Below are 16,199 nucleotides of genomic sequence, written 5' to 3'. Positions count from 1 at the left end.
CCGGATCGCGCCCCGCTGTGGGCGTCGCGCCCCATCACAGCGGGGCGCGACGTCCAGGACGGGGCGCGACACCGTGCACGTCCACCACGATGACCAACGCACCACACCAGCACGCGAGAGGATGAGCACGTGAAGCGAGGGAAGCTGCGGGTCCTGCTCGGTGCCGCACCCGGTGTCGGCAAGACCTTCACGATGCTCGAAGAGGGGCGCCGCCTGCGTGCCGAGGGCCGTGACGTGGTCGTCGCCGTCGTCGAGACCCACGGCCGCGCCGCCACCGCCGCCCTCGTCGACGGGCTCGAGGTCGTGCCCCGTCGCACCGAACAGCACCGCGGCGTCGCGCTCGACGACCTCGACCTCGCGGCCGTCGTCGCGCGCCGGCCCGACGTCGCCCTGGTCGACGAGCTCGCCCACACGAACGCCCCCGGCGGCCCGCACGAGAAGCGCTGGCAGGACGTCGAGGCCCTGCTCGCCGCGGGCATCGACGTCATCTCGACGGTGAACATCCAGCACATGCAGTCCCTCGGCGACGTCGTGCGCGAGATCACCGGCACCGTCCAGCGGGAGACCGTCCCGGACGCCGTGGTCCGCGCCGCCGACCAGATCGAGGTCGTCGACCTGTCGCCGCAGGCACTCCGCGAGCGGCTCTCCGACGGGCTGGTCTACCCGGCCGCCCGGATCGACGCCGCGCTGTCGAACTACTTCCGCCTCGGCAACCTCACCGCCCTGCGCGAGATCGCCCTGCTCTGGCTGGCGGACGAGGTCGACGACGCGCTCAAGCGCTACCGCGCCGAACACGGCATCGACCACCGGTGGGAAGCCCGCGAGCGCGTCCTCGTCGCCCTCACCGGCGGACCCGAGGGCGAGACCCTCCTGCGCCGCGGGGCCCGGATCGCGGCGCGCTCGGCGGGCGGGGAGCTCGCGGCCGTGCACGTCACGACGAACGACGGGCTGCGGGAGCGCCACCCCGGCGCGCTCGGCAAGCAGCGCGCGTTGCTCGAACAGCTCGGCGGGACCTACCACCAGGTGGTCGGCGACGACGTGCCCTCGACGCTGGTCCGGTTCGCCCGGTCGATCGACGCCACGCAGATCGTCATCGGCATCAGCCGACGGAGCCGTGCGACCGCGGCCGTCACGGGCCCGGGCATCGGCAACACGGTGATCCAGGAGTCCGGCGACATCGACGTGCACGTGGTCACGCACGAGCGGGCCGGCGGCGGGATCACCCTGCCGAAGCTCGGCGGCAGCCTGTCCCGGGGCCGCGTGGTCGCCGCGTTCGTGCTCGCGCTCGTCGCGGGGCCGCTGCTCACCTGGGCGCTCAGCCTCACCGACGACCCCGACTCGATCACGGTCGACGTCCTGGCGTACCAGCTGCTCGTCCTCGTCGTGGCCCTGGTCGGCGGGGTGTGGCCGGCGGTGTTCGCCGCGGTGCTCTCGGGACTCAGCCTCGACTTCTTCTTCGTCCAGCCGCTGCACCAGGTCACCGTGCAGCAGCCGTGGCACCTCGTCGCCCTGGTGATGTACGTCATCAGTGCCGTGCTCGTCAGCTTCGTGGTCGACCGGTCCGCGCGCCGTTCCCGCACGGCCCGTCGGGCTGCGGCGGAGTCCGGGCTCCTCGTCGGGATCGCCGGCAGCGTCCTCCGCGGCGACGACGCCCTGCAGGCCCTCGTCGACCGCACCCGCGAGGCCTTCGGCTTCACCGGACTGCGCGTCCGGCAGGGGGACGCGGTGCCGGCCACGTCCGGAGCGTTCGAGGACGCACCGGACGCCACCACGAGCCTCCCGTCCGGAGCGGTCCTGGAGTTCGCGGGCGCACCCGACGACCCGACCCAGCGCCGACTGCTGCGGGTCGTCGAACAGCAGATCGACACCGCCCTGGAGCATCGCGCGCTCACCCGCACGGCGGTGGACGCCGAGCGGATCGCGGCGGCGGACCGGGTGCGGAGCGCCATCCTCGCCGCCGTCGGCCACGACGTGCGTCGGCCGATCGCGGCCGCCTCGGCCGCTGTGCAGACCCTCCGTGCCAGCGACATCCGCCTGTCCGAGACCGACCGGGAGGCCCTGCTCGCCACCGCCGACGAGAGCCTCGGTCAGCTCGCGGTGCTGTTGGGCGACCTGCTCGACGTCTCCCGGGTGCAGGCGGGGGTGCTCGCGGTCACACCCGTGCCGCTGCCGCTCGAGACCGTGGTCGCGCCGGCCCTGGACGAGCTGGAGCTCGGGCCGGACGACGTCGACCTCGACCTGCCGGTGGACCTGCCCCAGGTGCTGGCCGATCCCGTGCTGCTGCAGCGCGTCATCGTGAACCTGCTCGCGAACGCCGTCCGCTACAGCCCCGAGGGCACGAGCGTCCGCGTGGCGGCGAGTGCGTTCGGCGGCGGGGTCGAGCTCCGCGTCACGGACCACGGGCCCGGCATCCCCGAGGTGCAGCGGAACGACGTGTTCCAGCCCTTCCAGCGGCTCGGCGACACCGACAACGAGACCGGGCTGGGGCTCGGGCTGGCACTCGCGCGGGGCTTCACCGAGGGGATGGGCGGCACCATCGAGGTCGACGACACCCCCGGCGGCGGGCTCACCATGGTGGTGCGGCTGCCGATCGCCGGGCACCTGGGAGTGGAAGCCCGATGAAGGTCCTGATCGCGGACGACGACCCGCAGCTCGTCCGGGCCCTCGGCGTGACGCTGTCCGCCCGCGGGTACGACGTCGTCACCGCCCGGGACGGCCGCGCCGCCATCGACGCGGTGATCACCGAGCGTCCGGACCTCGTGATGCTCGACCTCGGCATGCCGCGGCTCGACGGCATCGGCGTCCTGCAGGGCCTCCGCGCGTGGACGCAGGTGCCCGTGCTGGTGCTGTCCGGGCGGACGGACTCGGCCGACAAGGTCGACGCGCTCGACGCCGGCGCGGACGACTACGTGACGAAGCCGTTCCAGATGGACGAGCTGCTCGCACGGCTCCGGGCACTCGGTCGGCGGCGGGTCGTGGCGTCCGAGGAGACCCCGTCGATCGCGATCGGCCCGCTGCTCGTGGACCTCGTCGCGAAGCAGGTCACGCCAGCCGAGGGACCCGCCGTCCGGCTGACCCCGACCGAGTGGCGGCTGCTCGAGGTGCTCGTCACGAACCCCGACCGGCTGATGACCCGCGAGATGCTCCTGACCGAGGTCTGGGGCCCGACGCACGGCAACGACTCCGGCTACCTGCGGCTCTACATGGCGCAACTGCGGCGGAAGCTCGAGCCGGACCCCGCGCACCCGCGGTACCTGGTCACCGAGTCGGGGATGGGGTACCGCTTCACGCCCTGAGGCCGGTCGAGACCCGTCGCTGCCGTCAGGACCGAGCGCCGGCCGCTGCCGCGAGCTCCGCGCGGGTCCGGGCGCCGTGCTTCCGGAGCAGGTTCGCCACGTGGTACTTCACCGTGTTGACGCTGATGCCGAGCCCATCGGCGATCTCCCGGTTGCCGACGCCGGTCACCACGAGCCGGAGCACGTCGCGCTCCCGCGGGGTGAGATCGGCATCGTCGGCCACGTCGACCTGCCCGGCCGGCGGGTCGAGGGGGAGCGAGATGTCGAGGACGGAGCCCCACGCCGGCGTCGAGTCCACCCGGAGCCGTCCGTCGAGGGCCGCGACCCGTTCGGCGATCGGCCGCATCGCGTCGTCGTGGGTGTCGAGCGTGCCGGCGCCGTCGTCGCGGAGCTGCATGAGCAGGTTCCGGCCGTCGCAGTCCCACTGGATGCGGACCCGCTGCGCCCGTCCCTCGTCGGCGAGCGCGAGGACCGCCGTCCGCACGATCGCCCTGGCCGCGTGCGCGACGTCGCCGGGCAGCGCGCGACCGGTGGCCGGCGGCTCGACGAACTGCACGTCGAGGTCGCCGAAGCGCACGAGCGGACGGAGGTCGGCACGGAGCCGCGAGAACGCCCCGGTCACCGGCTCGAGCAGGGCCCCACGCTGCAGGTCGGTCGCGGTGCGCAGCTCGACGAGGGCGGCCGAGGCGATCTCGACGGCCTCGGCCCGCGCTGCGGCGTCGCCGACCCGCGACGACCGGAGCACCGCGAGCACCGACTCCAGCGTGAGGGCGTGGCGGTCCGCCTGCTCGGCGACGGTCCTGGCGTGCTCCGCGGCTGCCAGCCGTCCGCCGGGGTCGACCCGGGCCTCCAGGGCGGTGTCTGCTGTGTGGTCCACGCACCGAACCTACGCGGGTCTCCCATCCGTGTGGGTGGGGCCACCCGATCGGGTGGGTCCCCCGCCGTGTCGGGTAGCGGTCCGTCCAGGGGCGGAGGGCCAGTGTGGGTTGTATGGCACAACCGACCGTCCCCGACGCGCTCGACCTGGTCGTCCGCGAGCTCGACGACCTGGCCGCCGCACTCCGGTCGGCCGACCCTGCGCCCTTCGCGCGGGCCGTCGACCTGGTCGAGGGCGCTGACCGCGTCTTCGTCCACGGTGCCGGGCGGTCCGGGCTCGCGCTCCGGATGACCGCGATGCGGTTGATGCACCTCGGGCTCGACGTGCACGTCGTCGGCGAGGTCACGACCCCCGCGATCCGCCCGGGCGACGTGTTGCTCGTCGCGAGCGGGTCCGGTACGACCTCCGGGATCGTCGCAGCGGGCGAGAAGGCCGTCGAGGTCGGGGCGTCCGTCATCGCGGTCTCCACCACCGCGGACTCGCCCCTCGCCGAACTCGCCGCGGTCACGCTCGTGCTCCCCGCGGCCACGAAGACCGACCGCTCCGGCACCGCGTCCGCGCAGTACGCCGGCAGCCTGTTCGAACAGGGCGTCGCCCTGCTCGGCGACGCGCTCTTCCACACCCTGTGGACCAGGGGCGGGCAGTCCGCCGACGACCTCTGGCCCCGTCACGCCAACATCGAATGAACCACTGAAAGGCACACTCATGCAGCTCCAGTTCGCCATGGACACCCTGACCACCGAGAAGGCCCTCGAGCTCGCCGCCGCGGCCGCGCCGCACGTCGACATCATCGAGCTCGGCACGCCGCTGATCAAGGCCGCCGGCCTCTCCGCCGTCACCGCGATCAAGGAAGCCCACCCGGACAAGATCGTGTTCGCCGACCTCAAGACGATGGACGCCGGCGAGCTCGAGGCCGACATCGCCTTCTCCGCCGGCGCCGACCTGGTCACCGTGCTCGGCGTCGCCGGTGACAGCACCATCGCCGGTGCCGTCAAGGCCGCGAAGGCCCACGGCAAGGGCATCGTCGTCGACCTGATCGGCGTCTCCGACAAGGCCGCCCGTGCCCGCGAGGTCACCGAGATGGGCGCCGAGTTCGTCGAGATGCACGCCGGTCTCGACGAGCAGGCAGAGGAGGGCTTCACCTTCTCGAAGCTCCTCGACGCCGGCAAGGAGTCCGGCGTGCCGTTCTCCGTCGCCGGTGGCGTGAACGCCTCGTCCGTCGCATCCGTGCAGGAGGCCGGCGCACGCGTGGCCGTCGCCGGCAGCGCGATCTACAGCGCGTCGGACGTCGGCGCTGCCGCCGCGGAGATCCGCGCGGCCATCACGGCCTGACCCACCCCACCACGATCGGCCCGACGGGCCCCGGCTGCCGGCCGGGGACGTCGGGCCGTCGTCGTGTCGCGTGGTCGCCGTGCGGGCCGGGTGCGGGGCGGGAGTCCAGCCCGGGTGGCGCGGGAAGCGCTAGCGTCGGGGCGTGACGATCACGCTGCGGGCCATGACCGCCGACGACTGGCAGCAGTGGCGGCCGGTCCGGCTGGCGGCCCTCGCGGACGCCCCCGATGCCTTCGGCTCACGGCTCGCCGACTGGTCGGACGCGCCGGAGGACCGCTGGCGCACCCGGCTGTCGATCCCGGGGGCGCTCGACCTGGTCGCGTACGACGGAGAGCACGCCGTCGGCATGGCGAGCGGCGTCCCCGGGGAGGGCGACCACGCCGAGCTGATCTCGATGTGGGTCGCCCCCGCCGCGCGTGGCCGCGGTGTCGCGGACGCCCTCGTCGACGCCGTCGCCCGCTGGGCCGTCGAGACCGGGGCCGCCGTGCTCGAGCTCGCGGTGATGCCCGACAACGCCCGTGCCCGCCGGACCTACACACGCCTCGGTTTCGCCGACTCGGACGTGCCCGGTGACGCCCTGCCCGACGGCCGGTACGAGGTCGTGATGCACCGGGCGCTGGCGGGCCTGCCGGGGTCTCCACGAGCCTCCAGGCTGGTGGACGTGCTGGCCGGGCTGGTCCACCCGGGTGCCCACGTGCTCGAACTCGGCTCGGGGGCCGGGCGCGACGCGCTCGCCCTCGAGGCCGCTGGGTTCCGTGTCGACCGCACCGACGGGGCCAGGACCTTCGTCGACGAACTGCGGGCCGACGGCCACGGTGCGCGGGTGCTCGACGTCCGCACCGGGGTCTTCGGCGGACCGTTCGACGCCGTCTTCGCGACCGGACTGCTGCGCCACGTTCGGCGGGCGGAGCTCCGTGGGGTGCTCCGCCGTGCCCTCGTGGCCGTGCGTCCGGGCGGGGTCCTCGCCGTGACGGTGCAACGGATCGACGACGCCCTCGCGGCCGACGTCGCCGCTGCCGGCTGGGATGACGTCGTCGTCCGGGCAGCCTCGGACGACGGGTCGTTCACGATCACCGCACGCCGAACCGAGGACGCAGGATGAGCCGAGCACGCCGATGGACCGCCTGGGCCGTGGCGGTGGTGCTCGTCCTGGTCGTGGTCTTCCTCGTCTGGGCGAACATCGTCATGCAGGGCACCCGTGCCGCCGCGCTGCAGGTCTGGCGCGACGACCGCGTGGCCGTGCGGGACGCCGGCGACGCCGTGGTGATGACGCCGACCGGCAGCGCGAACGGCATCGGCGTGGTGTTCATCCCCGGTGCGAAGGTCGACGCGTACGCCTACATGGCGTCGTTCCGGCAGGTCGTCGCCGCCGGGACGACGGTCGTCATCACGAAGCCGACGCTCAACCTGGCCTTCTTCGACCCGCGGCCGCTCTCGACGTTCGAGGCCCACGCGCCGGCCGTCCAGACCTGGGCCGTCGGCGGGCACTCCCTCGGTGGCGTCCGGGCATGTCAGCTGGCGGACGGCCCCGAGGTCGCCGGACTGCTGCTGTTCGGCAGCTACTGCGCGAACGACCTGTCCGGGTCGGAGCTGGACGTCTTGAGCGTGTCCGGGTCCCGCGACGGGCTCTCGACACCGGCCAAGGTCGACGCCGCCCGCGACCGGCTGCCCGCGAACGCGACGATGACCGAGCTGCAGGGGGTCAACCACGCGGACTTCGGGGCGTACGGCGCGCAGCCGGGCGACCGCACCGCGACGGTCCCGCGCGCCCAGGCCCGCGCCGAGATCGCCGCCGCCGTCACGCGGTGGGTCGACGGTCTCCGCGCGTCCGGCCTCCACTGATCCGCGCCACCAGGGAGAGGACGACGCCGACCGCGAGCAGCATCGCCGCGTACAGCCACACCTGCCCGCTCTGCTGGGTGAGCAGCAGGATGCACGACAGCACGCCGAGCACGGGGACGAAGGTCCACACCCGGAAGTGGTCGTGTTCCACGCGGTCGCGCCGCAGGACGAGCACGGCGACGTTGGTGCTGATGAACACGAAGAGCAGCAGCAGCACGACGGTCTCGGCGAGGGTGCCGACGTCGCCGACGAGCGTCAGCAGCATCGCCACGACGGTCGTCGCGACGATGGCCGTCCACGGCGTCTTCCGGTTCGGCAGGACCCTGCCGAGCACGGTCGGCAGCAGGCGCTGCTCGGCCATGCCGTAGGTCACGCGGCTCGCCATGATCATCGTCAGGAGTGCACCGTTCGCGACGGCGACGAGGGCGATGAGGCTGAACACCCAGTCCGGGACCGGCACGCCCGTGGCCGCGACGACCTGGAGCAGCGGGCCCGAGGACTTCTGCAGCTCCGAGGAGGGCAGGGCGATGGCACTCGCCAGGCCGACGAGCACGTAGACGACGCCGGCGGTGGCGAGGGCGCCGAACAGGGCCCGCGGGTAGACCTTGCGGGGCTCGCGGACCTCCTCCGCGACGTTGGCGGAGGTCTCGAAGCCGACGAACGAGTAGTAGGCGACGATCGCGGCGCTCAGCGTGGCGAGTGCCGGGTTCGCCTCGGACGGGAACTGACCGATCCGCGAGACGTCACCGCCCCCGCCGCCCATCATGACGGCGACCGCGACGATGACGATCACCAGGCCGGAGACCTCGATGATCGTCATCACGACGTTGCTCTTCAGCGAGTCCGAGATCCCGCGGGCGTTCAGGCACGCGACGAGCGCCAGGAACACGATGGCGGTCGGCACGGGCGGCAGGTCGACGAACGTGCCGAGGTAGTCCCCGGCGAAGGCGAGCGACAGGCCCGCAGCACTCGTGACACCGGCGGCGAGCATGCAGAACCCGACCAGGAACGACACGATCGGCACCTTGTAGGCGCGCTCGGCGAAGATCGCGGCGCCACCGGCCTTCGGGTACTTCGTCACGAGCTCCGCGTACGAACCCGCCGTCAGGAGCGCGAGCAGCAGCGCGAGCACGAGCGGTGCCCAGAGCGCCCCGCCGACGTCCTTCGAGAGCGTGCCCATCAGCGCGTAGATGCCGGCGCCGAGGACGTCCCCGAGGATGAACAGGTAGAGCAGTGGCCCGGTGATCGCCTGACGGAGCTTCGAGCCCTGCCCGTCGACGGCGCGGTCGGTGGTGTCGGTCATCGTGTCCCCTTCGTCACGATGAGCGAACCGGTTGTCCTCTGCGCGCCCTCACAGTCACGAGCACGTTCTCCACCGTCGGTGAACTCTCTCCACAGGGGTGGCTCCGAGTGCCACGCGGCGCCTGGAGCGGTCCTAGACTCGGGCGCACCACTCGTTCGACACGACTCCCTGGAAGGTGTGTCCATGACGTCGTCAGACCGGTCCGCCCCTGTGCGCCTCGCCGATGCGCGGGCACTCCTCTTCGACCTCGACGGCGTCCTCACGCCCACGGCCGACGTGCACATGCGCGCCTGGAGCCGCCTGTTCACGCCGTACCTCGCCGCGCACGGCGTCGCGCCGTACACGGAGCAGGACTACTTCGCGTACATCGACGGCAAGCCGCGCTACGACGGCGTCCGCTCGCTCCTCGACGCCCGGGACATCGAGCTGCCGCAGGGCACCCCGGACGACGACCCCGACCAGGACACCGTCTGCGGGCTCGGCAACCGGAAGAACGCGGAGTTCACCGCCGAGCTGACCGAGCACGGCGTCGAGCCCTACCCGGGGGCGCTGCGCTTCCTCGTCGCCGCCATCGACGCCGGCCTGTCCGTCGCGGTGGTGTCGAGCTCCGCCAACGCCAAGTCGGTGCTCCGGACCGCTGGCATCCTCGAGCGCTTCCCCGTCGTCATCGACGGCCTGGTCGCGCGGGAGGACGCCCTGGCCGGCAAGCCCGCCCCGGACACCTACCTCGACGCCGCCAGCCGCTTCGGCCTGACCGCCGCCGAGTGCGTCGTGGTCGAGGACGCCACGAGCGGGGTGGCCGCCGGCCGGAACGGCTCCTTCGGGCTGGTCATCGGCGTCGACCGCGGTGCCGGTGCCGACGCCCTGCGCGAGAACGGTGCGGACGTCGTGGTGACGGACCTCGCCGACCTCATCGGCGAGCTGCCCGAGCCGGCTGGGCCGGCTGAGCCGGCCGTCCCGACGACGTAGGCGGACCACCGGGCGCGATCCGCGCCTCCAGGCCGTCCCTGACCACCTCCTCTCCCACGGAGCAGCATGAACCCCATCACCTCGGACCCCCTCGACCGCGTCCGCTACCCGGTCGACGAGTGGGCACTCGTCGAGACCGAGTACAGCCCGGACGAGCAGGGCGTCGCGGAGACGAACTTCGCGGTCGGCAACGGCTACCTCGGGCTGCGCGGCAACCTCGACGAGGGCCGCGGCGGCGTGCAGTACGGCACGTACATCAACGGCTTCCACGAGACCTGGCCGATCCGGCACGCCGAGGACGCCTTCGGCTTCGCCAAGACCGGGCAGACGATCATCAACGTGCCCGACGCCAAGGTGATCCGGCTGTACGTGGACGACGAGCCCCTCGTCCTCGCCGAGGCCGACATCCTGCGCCACACGCGCCGACTCGACTTCCGCGGCGGGTTCCTGCTGCGCGAGACCGAGTGGTCGACGCCGTCGGGCAAGCGCGTCCTGATCCGGTCGCGTCGCCTGGTGTCGTTCACGGATCGACACCTCGCCGTCGTCGACTACGAGGTCACGATGCTCGACCACGACGCATCGATCCTGCTCTCCAGCCAGATCCTCAACCGGCAGGACGTCGTCGACGAGTACCACGCCGGCATGCGAGCGGCCGCGACGGCCTCGGCGTTCGACCCGCGCAAGGCCGAGACCTTCAGCGAGCGCGTGCTCGAGCCGCGGCTGAAGCGGAACACGGCGACGCGCTCCCTGCTCGGCTACCAGGCCAAGAGCTCGGGCATGACCATCTGCGTCGGCGTCGAGCACCGACTCGAGACCGAGAACGCGTGGGACGAGTCCTCCTCGATCGAGGACGACCTCGCCAAGCACGTCTACCGGGTGCAGGCCAAGGCCGGCCAGCCAATCCGCCTGACCAAGAACATCGTCTACCACACCTCCCGCGGGGTGCCGGCGCGTGAACTCGCTGACCGCTGCGACCGCACGCTCGACCGCGCGCACGCCGAGACGGTGGAGGAGACCTTCGCCAAGCAGCGCACGTGGATGGACGACTACTGGGCGCGCAGCGACGTCGAGATCGCCGGGCAGCCGGAGATCCAGCAGGCTGTCCGCTGGAACCTCTACATGCTCGCGCAGGCGACGGCCCGCACCGACGGTCATGGGATCGCCGCCAAGGGCGTCACCGGCTCCGGCTACGGCGGGCACTACTTCTGGGACATGGAGATCTACGTCCTCCCGTTCCTCAGCTACACGGCGCCGATCGTCGCGCGCAACGCGCTGCGGTTCCGCTACAACATGCTCGACTCCGCGCGCGCCCGGGCCCGCGAGCTGAACCAGCACGGCGCCCTGTTCCCGTGGCGCACGATCAACGGCGAGGAGTCCAGCGCGTACTACGCCGCCGGCACCGCGCAGTACCACATCGACGCGGACATCGCCCATGCGCTGATGCAGTACGTCCGGGCCTCCGGCGACACCGAGTTCCTGAAGCGTGGAGCGATCGACATCCTCGTCGAGACCGCCCGGCTGTGGGAGGACCTCGGCTTCTGGCGCTCGAACGGCGACCAGAAGTTCCACATCGACGGCGTCACCGGTCCGGACGAGTACACGACCGTCGTCGACGACAACATGTACACGAACGTGATGGCCAGGGCGAACCTGTGGTTCGCGGTCAACGCGTGTCGGCAGCTCAGCGTCGACGACCCGGGCGAGTACGCCCGCATGGTCCGGCGCACCGGGCTCGAGGAGTCCGAGATCGTCGACTGGGAGCACGCCGCCGAGTCGATGGAGATCCCCTTCGACCCGCACCGTGGCATCCACCCGCAGGACGCTCAGTTCCTCGACAAGGAACTCTGGGACCTCGAGCGGACCCCCGAGTCCAAGCGCCCGCTGCTGCTGCACTACCACCCGCTCGTGATCTACCGCTTCCAGGTGCTCAAGCAGGCCGACGTGGTGCTGGCGCTGTTCCTGCAGGGCCACGAGTTCACCCCGGCCGAGAAGCGCCGCGACTTCGACTACTACGACGCCCTCACCACCGGCGACTCGACGCTGTCGGCCGTGGTGCAGTCGATCATGGCGGCCGAGGTCGGCTACCACGAGCTCGCCGAGCAGTACTTCCACACCGCGCTCTACGTCGACCTCGCCGACCTGCACGGCAACACGACCGACGGCGTGCACATCGCGTCGACCGGAGGCATCTGGGGCGGGCTCGTCAACGGCTTCGGCGGCATGCGCGACCACGGCGGCAAGATGTCGTTCAACCCGCGGCTGCCCGAGTCGTGGGAGCGCCTGACCTACCGCCTGACGGTGCACGGCTCGCGCGTGCGCATCGACCTCGAGCAGGAGCGCATGACGTTCACGGTCGAGACCGGGTCCGGCTTCACGGCGTGGGTGCACAACCAGCCGTACGACATCGAGGCCGGCGCACCGACCGTCGTGCCGATCCCGCACCACGGACCGCGCATGTCCGGGCACGCCCCGACGACGAGCGACATCCAGGGCACGCTCCGCGCGGACGGTTCGGTGATCACGGCGTCGATCCCGACCATCTCGCTCGAGCGCGAACTGGACTCGGACGACACCACCGCGTAGCGGCTCCCCGGACCGGGTCGCGCACCACGGTGCGCGGCTCGGACCGGTCTGGAGGCTCGGCTCGGCCCCGGCAGTCCGCTCGCCTGGCCGCGTGTCCAGGCCGGTGCGGGCACGGTGGTCTGCTGTGCCCATCGGGCCGATGGCGTCTCTCCCGGGCACGGACGTGCAACGAGAGGATCCACCATGGGCAAGCGGTTCGAGGGCAAGGTCGCGATCGTGACAGGGGCCGGTTCCGGCATCGGTGCGGCCACGGCGAGGGCGTTCGTCGACGAGGGGGCCTCGGTGGTCCTCGTGGACAGCGTCGAGGAGAAGGTCCGGGCGGTCGGCGACGACCTGCCGACCGACCGCGTCGTCGTGCTGCGCGCTGACGTCGCCTCGCCGGAGGACTGGGAGACCGTCGTCGCCGCGGCGATCGACCGCTGGGACCGGGTCGACGTGCTCGTGAACAACGCGGGTACGTTCACGTCCGGCGACGTCACCGACATCGCGACGGACGAGTGGCGCCGCGTGATCGAGACCGACCTGTCGAGCGTGTTCTACGGCACCCGGGCGGCGCTGCCGTTCCTCCGCGAGACGAAGGGGTCGATCGTGAACACCTCGTCCGTGTCGGGTGAGGGTGCCGACTGGCGGATGAGCCCCTACAACGCGGCGAAGGGCGGGGTGTCGAACTTCACGAAGGCCGCCGCGCTCGACAACGGCCACGCCGGCGTCCGGGTGAACGCGGTCGCGCCTGGTCTCATCTGGACGGACATGACCCAGGAGCAGGCCGAGGACGAGGCCCTCAAGCAGGAGTTCGCCGAGCGGATCGCCCTCGGCCGCGGGGGCCGTGCGGAGGAGGTCGCCGCGGCGGTGCTCTTCCTGGCCAGTGACGAGGCGTCGTTCATCACCGGGGCGATCCTGCCCGTGGACGGCGGCACCACGGCGAGCAACGGGCAGCCCGCGCAGTCCTGACGGCGGCGGTCCGCGCTGTCACTCGACGCGACGGTGCTCCGCTCGTCCTGACGACGAAGGAGCGGTCCGACGACGACGAGGCCGTCCTCGACATCGCCGCACAGCTCATCGCCGCGGTCACCGTCAACGAGTCGCTGCCGCTGCACGACCGCCTGGCGATCCCCTACCCCTGGCTGAAGCTGCTGAGCCGCGCTGACCAGCAGCGGTTCGCCACGGAGATCGTCGAGGTGGCTCGGGGGTCGTTCTCACTCCGACAGCCCCGGAAGCTCCTGCTGGAGATGCAGGCCTGGCGCAACTCCGCCGAGGCGATCGCCGCCGGGTGGGACATCGCGGAGCCGGACCTGCTCGACCCCCCGATCGTCGCTGAGAAGCCGCGACACCAGACGAAGTGACGGTCAGAGGAGCTTGCGCAGGGTGTTCGTGTTGCGGGTCGTCGTGGTGCGCTTGAATCGTGCAGCGCCGGCCCGCTTGGCGAAGACGGTGTCCGTGCTCGACCCCTTCGGGCACGACCAGTAGACGACACCGTCGCCGCGCGCGACCCGCTCCACCGTCTCGTCGAGCACGAGGTCGGCGAGCAGGTCGTCCAGTGCGGCGTCGTCGGACCCGAAGAGGACGTAGTCGTGTCGGTCGGCGGACGACTCGAAGGGGAAGGCGTCGACGAGTGCGGCGAGGGCGTCGTGCGGGACGAGCACGATCCAGGCGTCGTACCCAAAGCGGTCGCGGAGCGCCTGCTCGACGTCGGCCTTGAGTTCGGGCGCGGGCATCGCGGACGAGAAAACGACGTTGCCCGACGCCAGCACAGTGCGGACGTCGGTGTGTCCGCGCTCCTCGAACAGCGTCCGGAGGTCGGCAGATCGGATGGTGATGCCGTTCACGTTCACCCCGCGCAGCAGGGCGATCCACCTGGTCATGTCGTGACGGTAGCGCGTCCGAGGCTCAGGGACCGACGTCGGCATCGCCGTGTTCACGGAGCTGGATCGGCCAGCGGGGAAGATCGACGCGTGGAAACGGTCTCAGAACGGCGGCATGTGCTGGACGAGCATCCCAGCTCGCTCGATGACGGTCGGGACGTGGCGAACGGCGTCATCGAAGTCGTCTCGTGATGCAACCGGTCGGTCCGGGTTCGGGTACTGGGTGTCGTTCCGCACACTGCGCATCCACTTGACCGCGCGGAAGGCCTCCTGCCGGGGAGGTTCGGTCTGGGCGATGACCAGGTCGACGACCGCCGCGTGAGCGCCTTCTCCTCGGGTCTTCAAGCCCTGGTTGACGAGTACCGCTGACAGCGCCAGTCGCGCGGCGTCGTACAACAGGTTGAAGGCACTCTCGACGCTGACGTCGGTCACCATCTCGGCTGCGGAGAACGCCCCTCTGGCCTGTTGGAGCATTGCTTCTGCGAGGTCTCGCGATGCGTCGACCCGAGTCAGTGTGCCGTTGCGCAGTGCCTGTTCAACCTCGGCTCGACCGAGGGCCCACACGTTCGGTGCCACCTACTTCCCTCCCATCGTGATCGGTACCAGCGGACGCTGGCGAACGGTCTTGAGGAACGGGTCATCGGCCCGCTCCCACGTCTCGCGAGACGTCGCACGGATGCTGACGTCGCGGTGCAGCTCCTTCGAGGCGGCATCAGCGGTGTCGAACAGGAGGCTGCGATCGGGCCTCCCGACGACGAGGACGTCGATGTCACCTGGTGGCGAACCGCCTTCTCCGAGTCGTCGCGCTGCCCAGGACCCGTAGACGTACGCCTCTTCCAGGTCGGGGACCCCACTGAGCAGGCGACCCAGCACCACGGTCGGGCCGAAGCTGAGCTGCAGCAGTTCCACGAGTGGAAGGAACGCCGGGTCGTCGGGGTTCGCGCGGACGAGGACCGATCGACCGACGTGCTCGGTCATCACGAGGTTGGTCTCGACGAGGCGTTGCACCTCACGGTGCGCCGTCGCGTACGGCACGTTGGTGAGCCGCGCGAGGTCGCTCGTGGAGTATCGCGCCCCGCCGTCCAGGAACACCCGCGCGAGGATCTCTCCTTGCGCGTCGGAACGGAACAGCGGTGACAACCGCGAGATCGACTTGACCATTTGGTGGATGACATTATCAAGAACGTGGATAGGTCGCGATGGTGATGTCCATGATGACGGTGCCCCGAATCGCCGTCACGACCACGTCCGAGCGACGGCCCACCCGCCGCCGTCCGGGACGATGTCGACCACCAGGGTCTCGCCGTCCTCCGCCGTGACCTGGAAGCGCCAACCGGCAGTCCGTTCGGGCGCGTGGGTGATGGCGGTGGGCAGGTCGGACGGGGTCACGGTGAGGCGTGTCGGCACGTCGGACACCCGCCAGCGGCGTCCCTGCCACACGATGCGCACCGGCATCCCCTGGGTCCACCAGACCGTGGTGGCTGCGTCGACGACGATCATCGGGTCCTCCTCATTCGAACGTGTGTTCGAATGGTAGGCGTCGGTCGGGGGTCCTGCAACCGCCGTCGGATCCCGGGAGCGGTTCCGGGACTGCTCGTGTAGACGGGGTCACATGACGAACGACGGACAGGGACCGGACGCCGCCCACCAGGTGCCAGAGGGGGTGTCCGAGGAGACCGTCGAGGCCCTCGGGACGCTCTCCGCGGCACTCGAGGTGCTCGAGCACGCGCGCGGCTACCTCTACGGGTTCCACCGCCTGACGGGCAAGGCGGACCTCGGTTTCGGAGACGCCGTCGAGCAGCTCCGGAAGGCCGGGCACTCCGAGTTGGCGGACCGCATCGACACGGAGCTGATCGGGCGGAACGTCATCGAGGGCCGGTGGACGTTCCAGATCGTCGAGGACTACGACGACGGGTACTACGCGCTCGCCAAGGACCTGGAGCGCACGGCGCGGGACGACCTCGCCGGGGGCCGCCGCCACCTGCTCGAGGCGGGCATGAAGGAGGACCGGCGCACGCGCGCTCAGCGCCACCACGAGGCGACGCCGGCCGACCTGCCGGAGTAGCCCCGAGCCTCCCGTCCGGACCGACGGCGTCCGCCCACGCCGCACAACCGAAACCGGCCCGCACCACGGA

17 protein-coding genes are annotated in these 16,199 nt (G+C 71.6%); 11 read left to right on the top strand and 6 right to left on the bottom strand.

Annotated elements, in window-relative coordinates:
• The first annotated feature begins 129 nt into the window (after positions 1 to 129).
• Positions 130 to 2,622 (top strand): ATP-binding protein, encoded by a 2,493-nt coding sequence (locus BIU98_RS13525; protein WP_071276913.1) that lies wholly within the window; start codon positions 130 to 132, stop codon positions 2,620 to 2,622.
• Positions 2,619 to 3,296, top strand: a complete 678-nt coding sequence (locus tag BIU98_RS13520; RefSeq protein ID WP_071276911.1) for a response regulator — start codon at positions 2,619 to 2,621, stop codon at positions 3,294 to 3,296. The genes BIU98_RS13525 and BIU98_RS13520 overlap by 4 nt, the downstream gene beginning before the upstream one ends.
• Positions 3,297 to 3,321: 25 nt before the next feature.
• Here the strand turns inward: BIU98_RS13520 and BIU98_RS13515 are convergent, their stop codons facing one another.
• The gene (locus BIU98_RS13515) at positions 3,322 to 4,173 is read right to left on the bottom strand and encodes a LuxR C-terminal-related transcriptional regulator (RefSeq protein ID WP_083393248.1); all 852 of its coding nucleotides are present in this window, start codon (positions 4,171 to 4,173) and stop codon (positions 3,322 to 3,324) included.
• A 113-nt stretch (positions 4,174 to 4,286) separates the two neighbouring features.
• Between BIU98_RS13515 and hxlB the strand changes: the two genes are divergently transcribed.
• The 4 genes from hxlB to BIU98_RS13495 all read left to right on the top strand — a co-directional run bounded on the left by hxlB (position 4,287) and on the right by BIU98_RS13495 (position 7,347).
• The gene (gene hxlB, locus BIU98_RS13510) at positions 4,287 to 4,859 is read left to right on the top strand and encodes a 6-phospho-3-hexuloisomerase (protein ID WP_071276909.1); all 573 of its coding nucleotides are present in this window, start codon (positions 4,287 to 4,289) and stop codon (positions 4,857 to 4,859) included.
• Between the two features lie 19 nt (positions 4,860 to 4,878).
• The gene (gene hxlA, locus BIU98_RS13505) at positions 4,879 to 5,505 is read left to right on the top strand and encodes a 3-hexulose-6-phosphate synthase (protein WP_071276907.1); all 627 of its coding nucleotides are present in this window, start codon (positions 4,879 to 4,881) and stop codon (positions 5,503 to 5,505) included.
• Between the two features lie 142 nt (positions 5,506 to 5,647).
• Complete coding sequence (locus BIU98_RS13500; RefSeq protein WP_071276905.1) at positions 5,648 to 6,607, top strand: bifunctional GNAT family N-acetyltransferase/class I SAM-dependent methyltransferase; 960 nt, start codon at positions 5,648 to 5,650, stop codon at positions 6,605 to 6,607.
• A complete protein-coding gene (locus BIU98_RS13495) occupies positions 6,604 to 7,347 on the top strand; it encodes an alpha/beta hydrolase (protein WP_071276903.1) in 744 nt (247 codons plus the stop codon). Before BIU98_RS13500 ends, BIU98_RS13495 begins: the two co-directional genes overlap by 4 nt.
• On the opposite strand, the gene BIU98_RS13490 is transcribed toward BIU98_RS13495, so the two are convergent.
• Positions 7,304 to 8,650, bottom strand: a complete 1,347-nt coding sequence (locus BIU98_RS13490; protein ID WP_071276901.1) for an APC family permease — start codon at positions 8,648 to 8,650, stop codon at positions 7,304 to 7,306. The genes BIU98_RS13495 and BIU98_RS13490 overlap by 44 nt on opposite strands.
• Positions 8,651 to 8,833: 183 nt before the next feature.
• Here BIU98_RS13490 and BIU98_RS13485 point away from each other — a divergent pair, with 183 nt between their 5' ends.
• The 4 genes from BIU98_RS13485 to BIU98_RS19520 all read left to right on the top strand — a co-directional run bounded on the left by BIU98_RS13485 (position 8,834) and on the right by BIU98_RS19520 (position 13,545).
• On the top strand, positions 8,834 to 9,619 hold the full coding sequence (locus tag BIU98_RS13485; protein WP_071276899.1) for an HAD family phosphatase: 786 nt from the start codon (positions 8,834 to 8,836) through the stop codon (positions 9,617 to 9,619).
• Positions 9,620 to 9,685: 66 nt separating this feature from the next.
• Positions 9,686 to 12,202: a glycoside hydrolase family 65 protein gene (locus BIU98_RS13480; RefSeq protein WP_071276897.1), complete on the top strand. Its 2,517-nt coding sequence runs from the start codon at positions 9,686 to 9,688 to the stop codon at positions 12,200 to 12,202.
• A gap of 183 nt (positions 12,203 to 12,385) precedes the next feature.
• A complete protein-coding gene (locus tag BIU98_RS13475) occupies positions 12,386 to 13,153 on the top strand; it encodes an SDR family NAD(P)-dependent oxidoreductase (RefSeq protein WP_071276895.1) in 768 nt (255 codons plus the stop codon).
• A gap of 227 nt (positions 13,154 to 13,380) precedes the next feature.
• Entirely contained in the window at positions 13,381 to 13,545 is a 165-nt protein-coding gene (locus BIU98_RS19520; RefSeq protein WP_175481363.1) for a hypothetical protein, read from the top strand.
• A 3-nt stretch (positions 13,546 to 13,548) separates the two neighbouring features.
• On the opposite strand, the gene BIU98_RS13470 is transcribed toward BIU98_RS19520, so the two are convergent.
• The 4 genes from BIU98_RS13470 to BIU98_RS13455 form a co-directional block, all read right to left on the bottom strand.
• The gene (locus tag BIU98_RS13470; protein WP_175481362.1) at positions 13,549 to 14,064 is read right to left on the bottom strand and encodes a DUF1697 domain-containing protein; all 516 of its coding nucleotides are present in this window, start codon (positions 14,062 to 14,064) and stop codon (positions 13,549 to 13,551) included.
• Between the two features lie 102 nt (positions 14,065 to 14,166).
• On the bottom strand, positions 14,167 to 14,538 hold the full coding sequence (locus BIU98_RS13465; protein ID WP_083393247.1) for a HEPN domain-containing protein: 372 nt from the start codon (positions 14,536 to 14,538) through the stop codon (positions 14,167 to 14,169).
• A 102-nt stretch (positions 14,539 to 14,640) separates the two neighbouring features.
• Positions 14,641 to 15,225: a hypothetical protein gene (locus BIU98_RS13460; RefSeq protein ID WP_071276893.1), complete on the bottom strand. Its 585-nt coding sequence runs from the start codon at positions 15,223 to 15,225 to the stop codon at positions 14,641 to 14,643.
• 75 nt (positions 15,226 to 15,300) lie between these two features.
• Positions 15,301 to 15,564, bottom strand: coding sequence for a hypothetical protein (locus tag BIU98_RS13455; RefSeq protein ID WP_071276890.1), 264 nt, complete (start codon positions 15,562 to 15,564; stop codon positions 15,301 to 15,303).
• Positions 15,565 to 15,676: 112 nt separating this feature from the next.
• On the opposite strand from BIU98_RS13455, the gene BIU98_RS13450 reads away from it, so the two are divergent.
• Entirely contained in the window at positions 15,677 to 16,129 is a 453-nt protein-coding gene (locus BIU98_RS13450) for a hypothetical protein (protein WP_071276888.1), read from the top strand.
• Positions 16,130 to 16,199: the final 70 nt, after the last annotated feature.

Origin of the sequence: Curtobacterium sp. MMLR14_010, assembly GCF_001865015.1 — a bacterium.
Lineage (GTDB): Bacteria > Actinomycetota > Actinomycetes > Actinomycetales > Microbacteriaceae > Curtobacterium.
Note: the sequence above shows the minus strand (reverse complement) of the source record. Positions and strands in the feature narration are given on the sequence as shown.

Coding starts and splice junctions, on each gene's coding strand:
- BIU98_RS13520 (WP_071276911.1), top strand. CDS start 2,619: ATGAAGGTCCTGATCGCGGACGACGACCCGCAGCTCGTCCGGGCCCTC.
- hxlB (WP_071276909.1), top strand. CDS start 4,287: ATGGCACAACCGACCGTCCCCGACGCGCTCGACCTGGTCGTCCGCGAG.
- hxlA (WP_071276907.1), top strand. CDS start 4,879: ATGCAGCTCCAGTTCGCCATGGACACCCTGACCACCGAGAAGGCCCTC.
- BIU98_RS13495 (WP_071276903.1), top strand. CDS start 6,604: ATGAGCCGAGCACGCCGATGGACCGCCTGGGCCGTGGCGGTGGTGCTC.
- BIU98_RS13490 (WP_071276901.1), bottom strand. CDS start 8,650: ATGACCGACACCACCGACCGCGCCGTCGACGGGCAGGGCTCGAAGCTC.
- BIU98_RS13485 (WP_071276899.1), top strand. CDS start 8,834: ATGACGTCGTCAGACCGGTCCGCCCCTGTGCGCCTCGCCGATGCGCGG.
- BIU98_RS13480 (WP_071276897.1), top strand. CDS start 9,686: ATGAACCCCATCACCTCGGACCCCCTCGACCGCGTCCGCTACCCGGTC.
- BIU98_RS13475 (WP_071276895.1), top strand. CDS start 12,386: ATGGGCAAGCGGTTCGAGGGCAAGGTCGCGATCGTGACAGGGGCCGGT.
- BIU98_RS13470 (WP_175481362.1), bottom strand. CDS start 14,064: ATGACCAGGTGGATCGCCCTGCTGCGCGGGGTGAACGTGAACGGCATC.
- BIU98_RS13465 (WP_083393247.1), bottom strand. CDS start 14,538: ATGCTCCAACAGGCCAGAGGGGCGTTCTCCGCAGCCGAGATGGTGACC.
- BIU98_RS13460 (WP_071276893.1), bottom strand. CDS start 15,225: ATGGTCAAGTCGATCTCGCGGTTGTCACCGCTGTTCCGTTCCGACGCG.
- BIU98_RS13455 (WP_071276890.1), bottom strand. CDS start 15,564: ATGATCGTCGTCGACGCAGCCACCACGGTCTGGTGGACCCAGGGGATG.
- BIU98_RS13450 (WP_071276888.1), top strand. CDS start 15,677: ATGACGAACGACGGACAGGGACCGGACGCCGCCCACCAGGTGCCAGAG.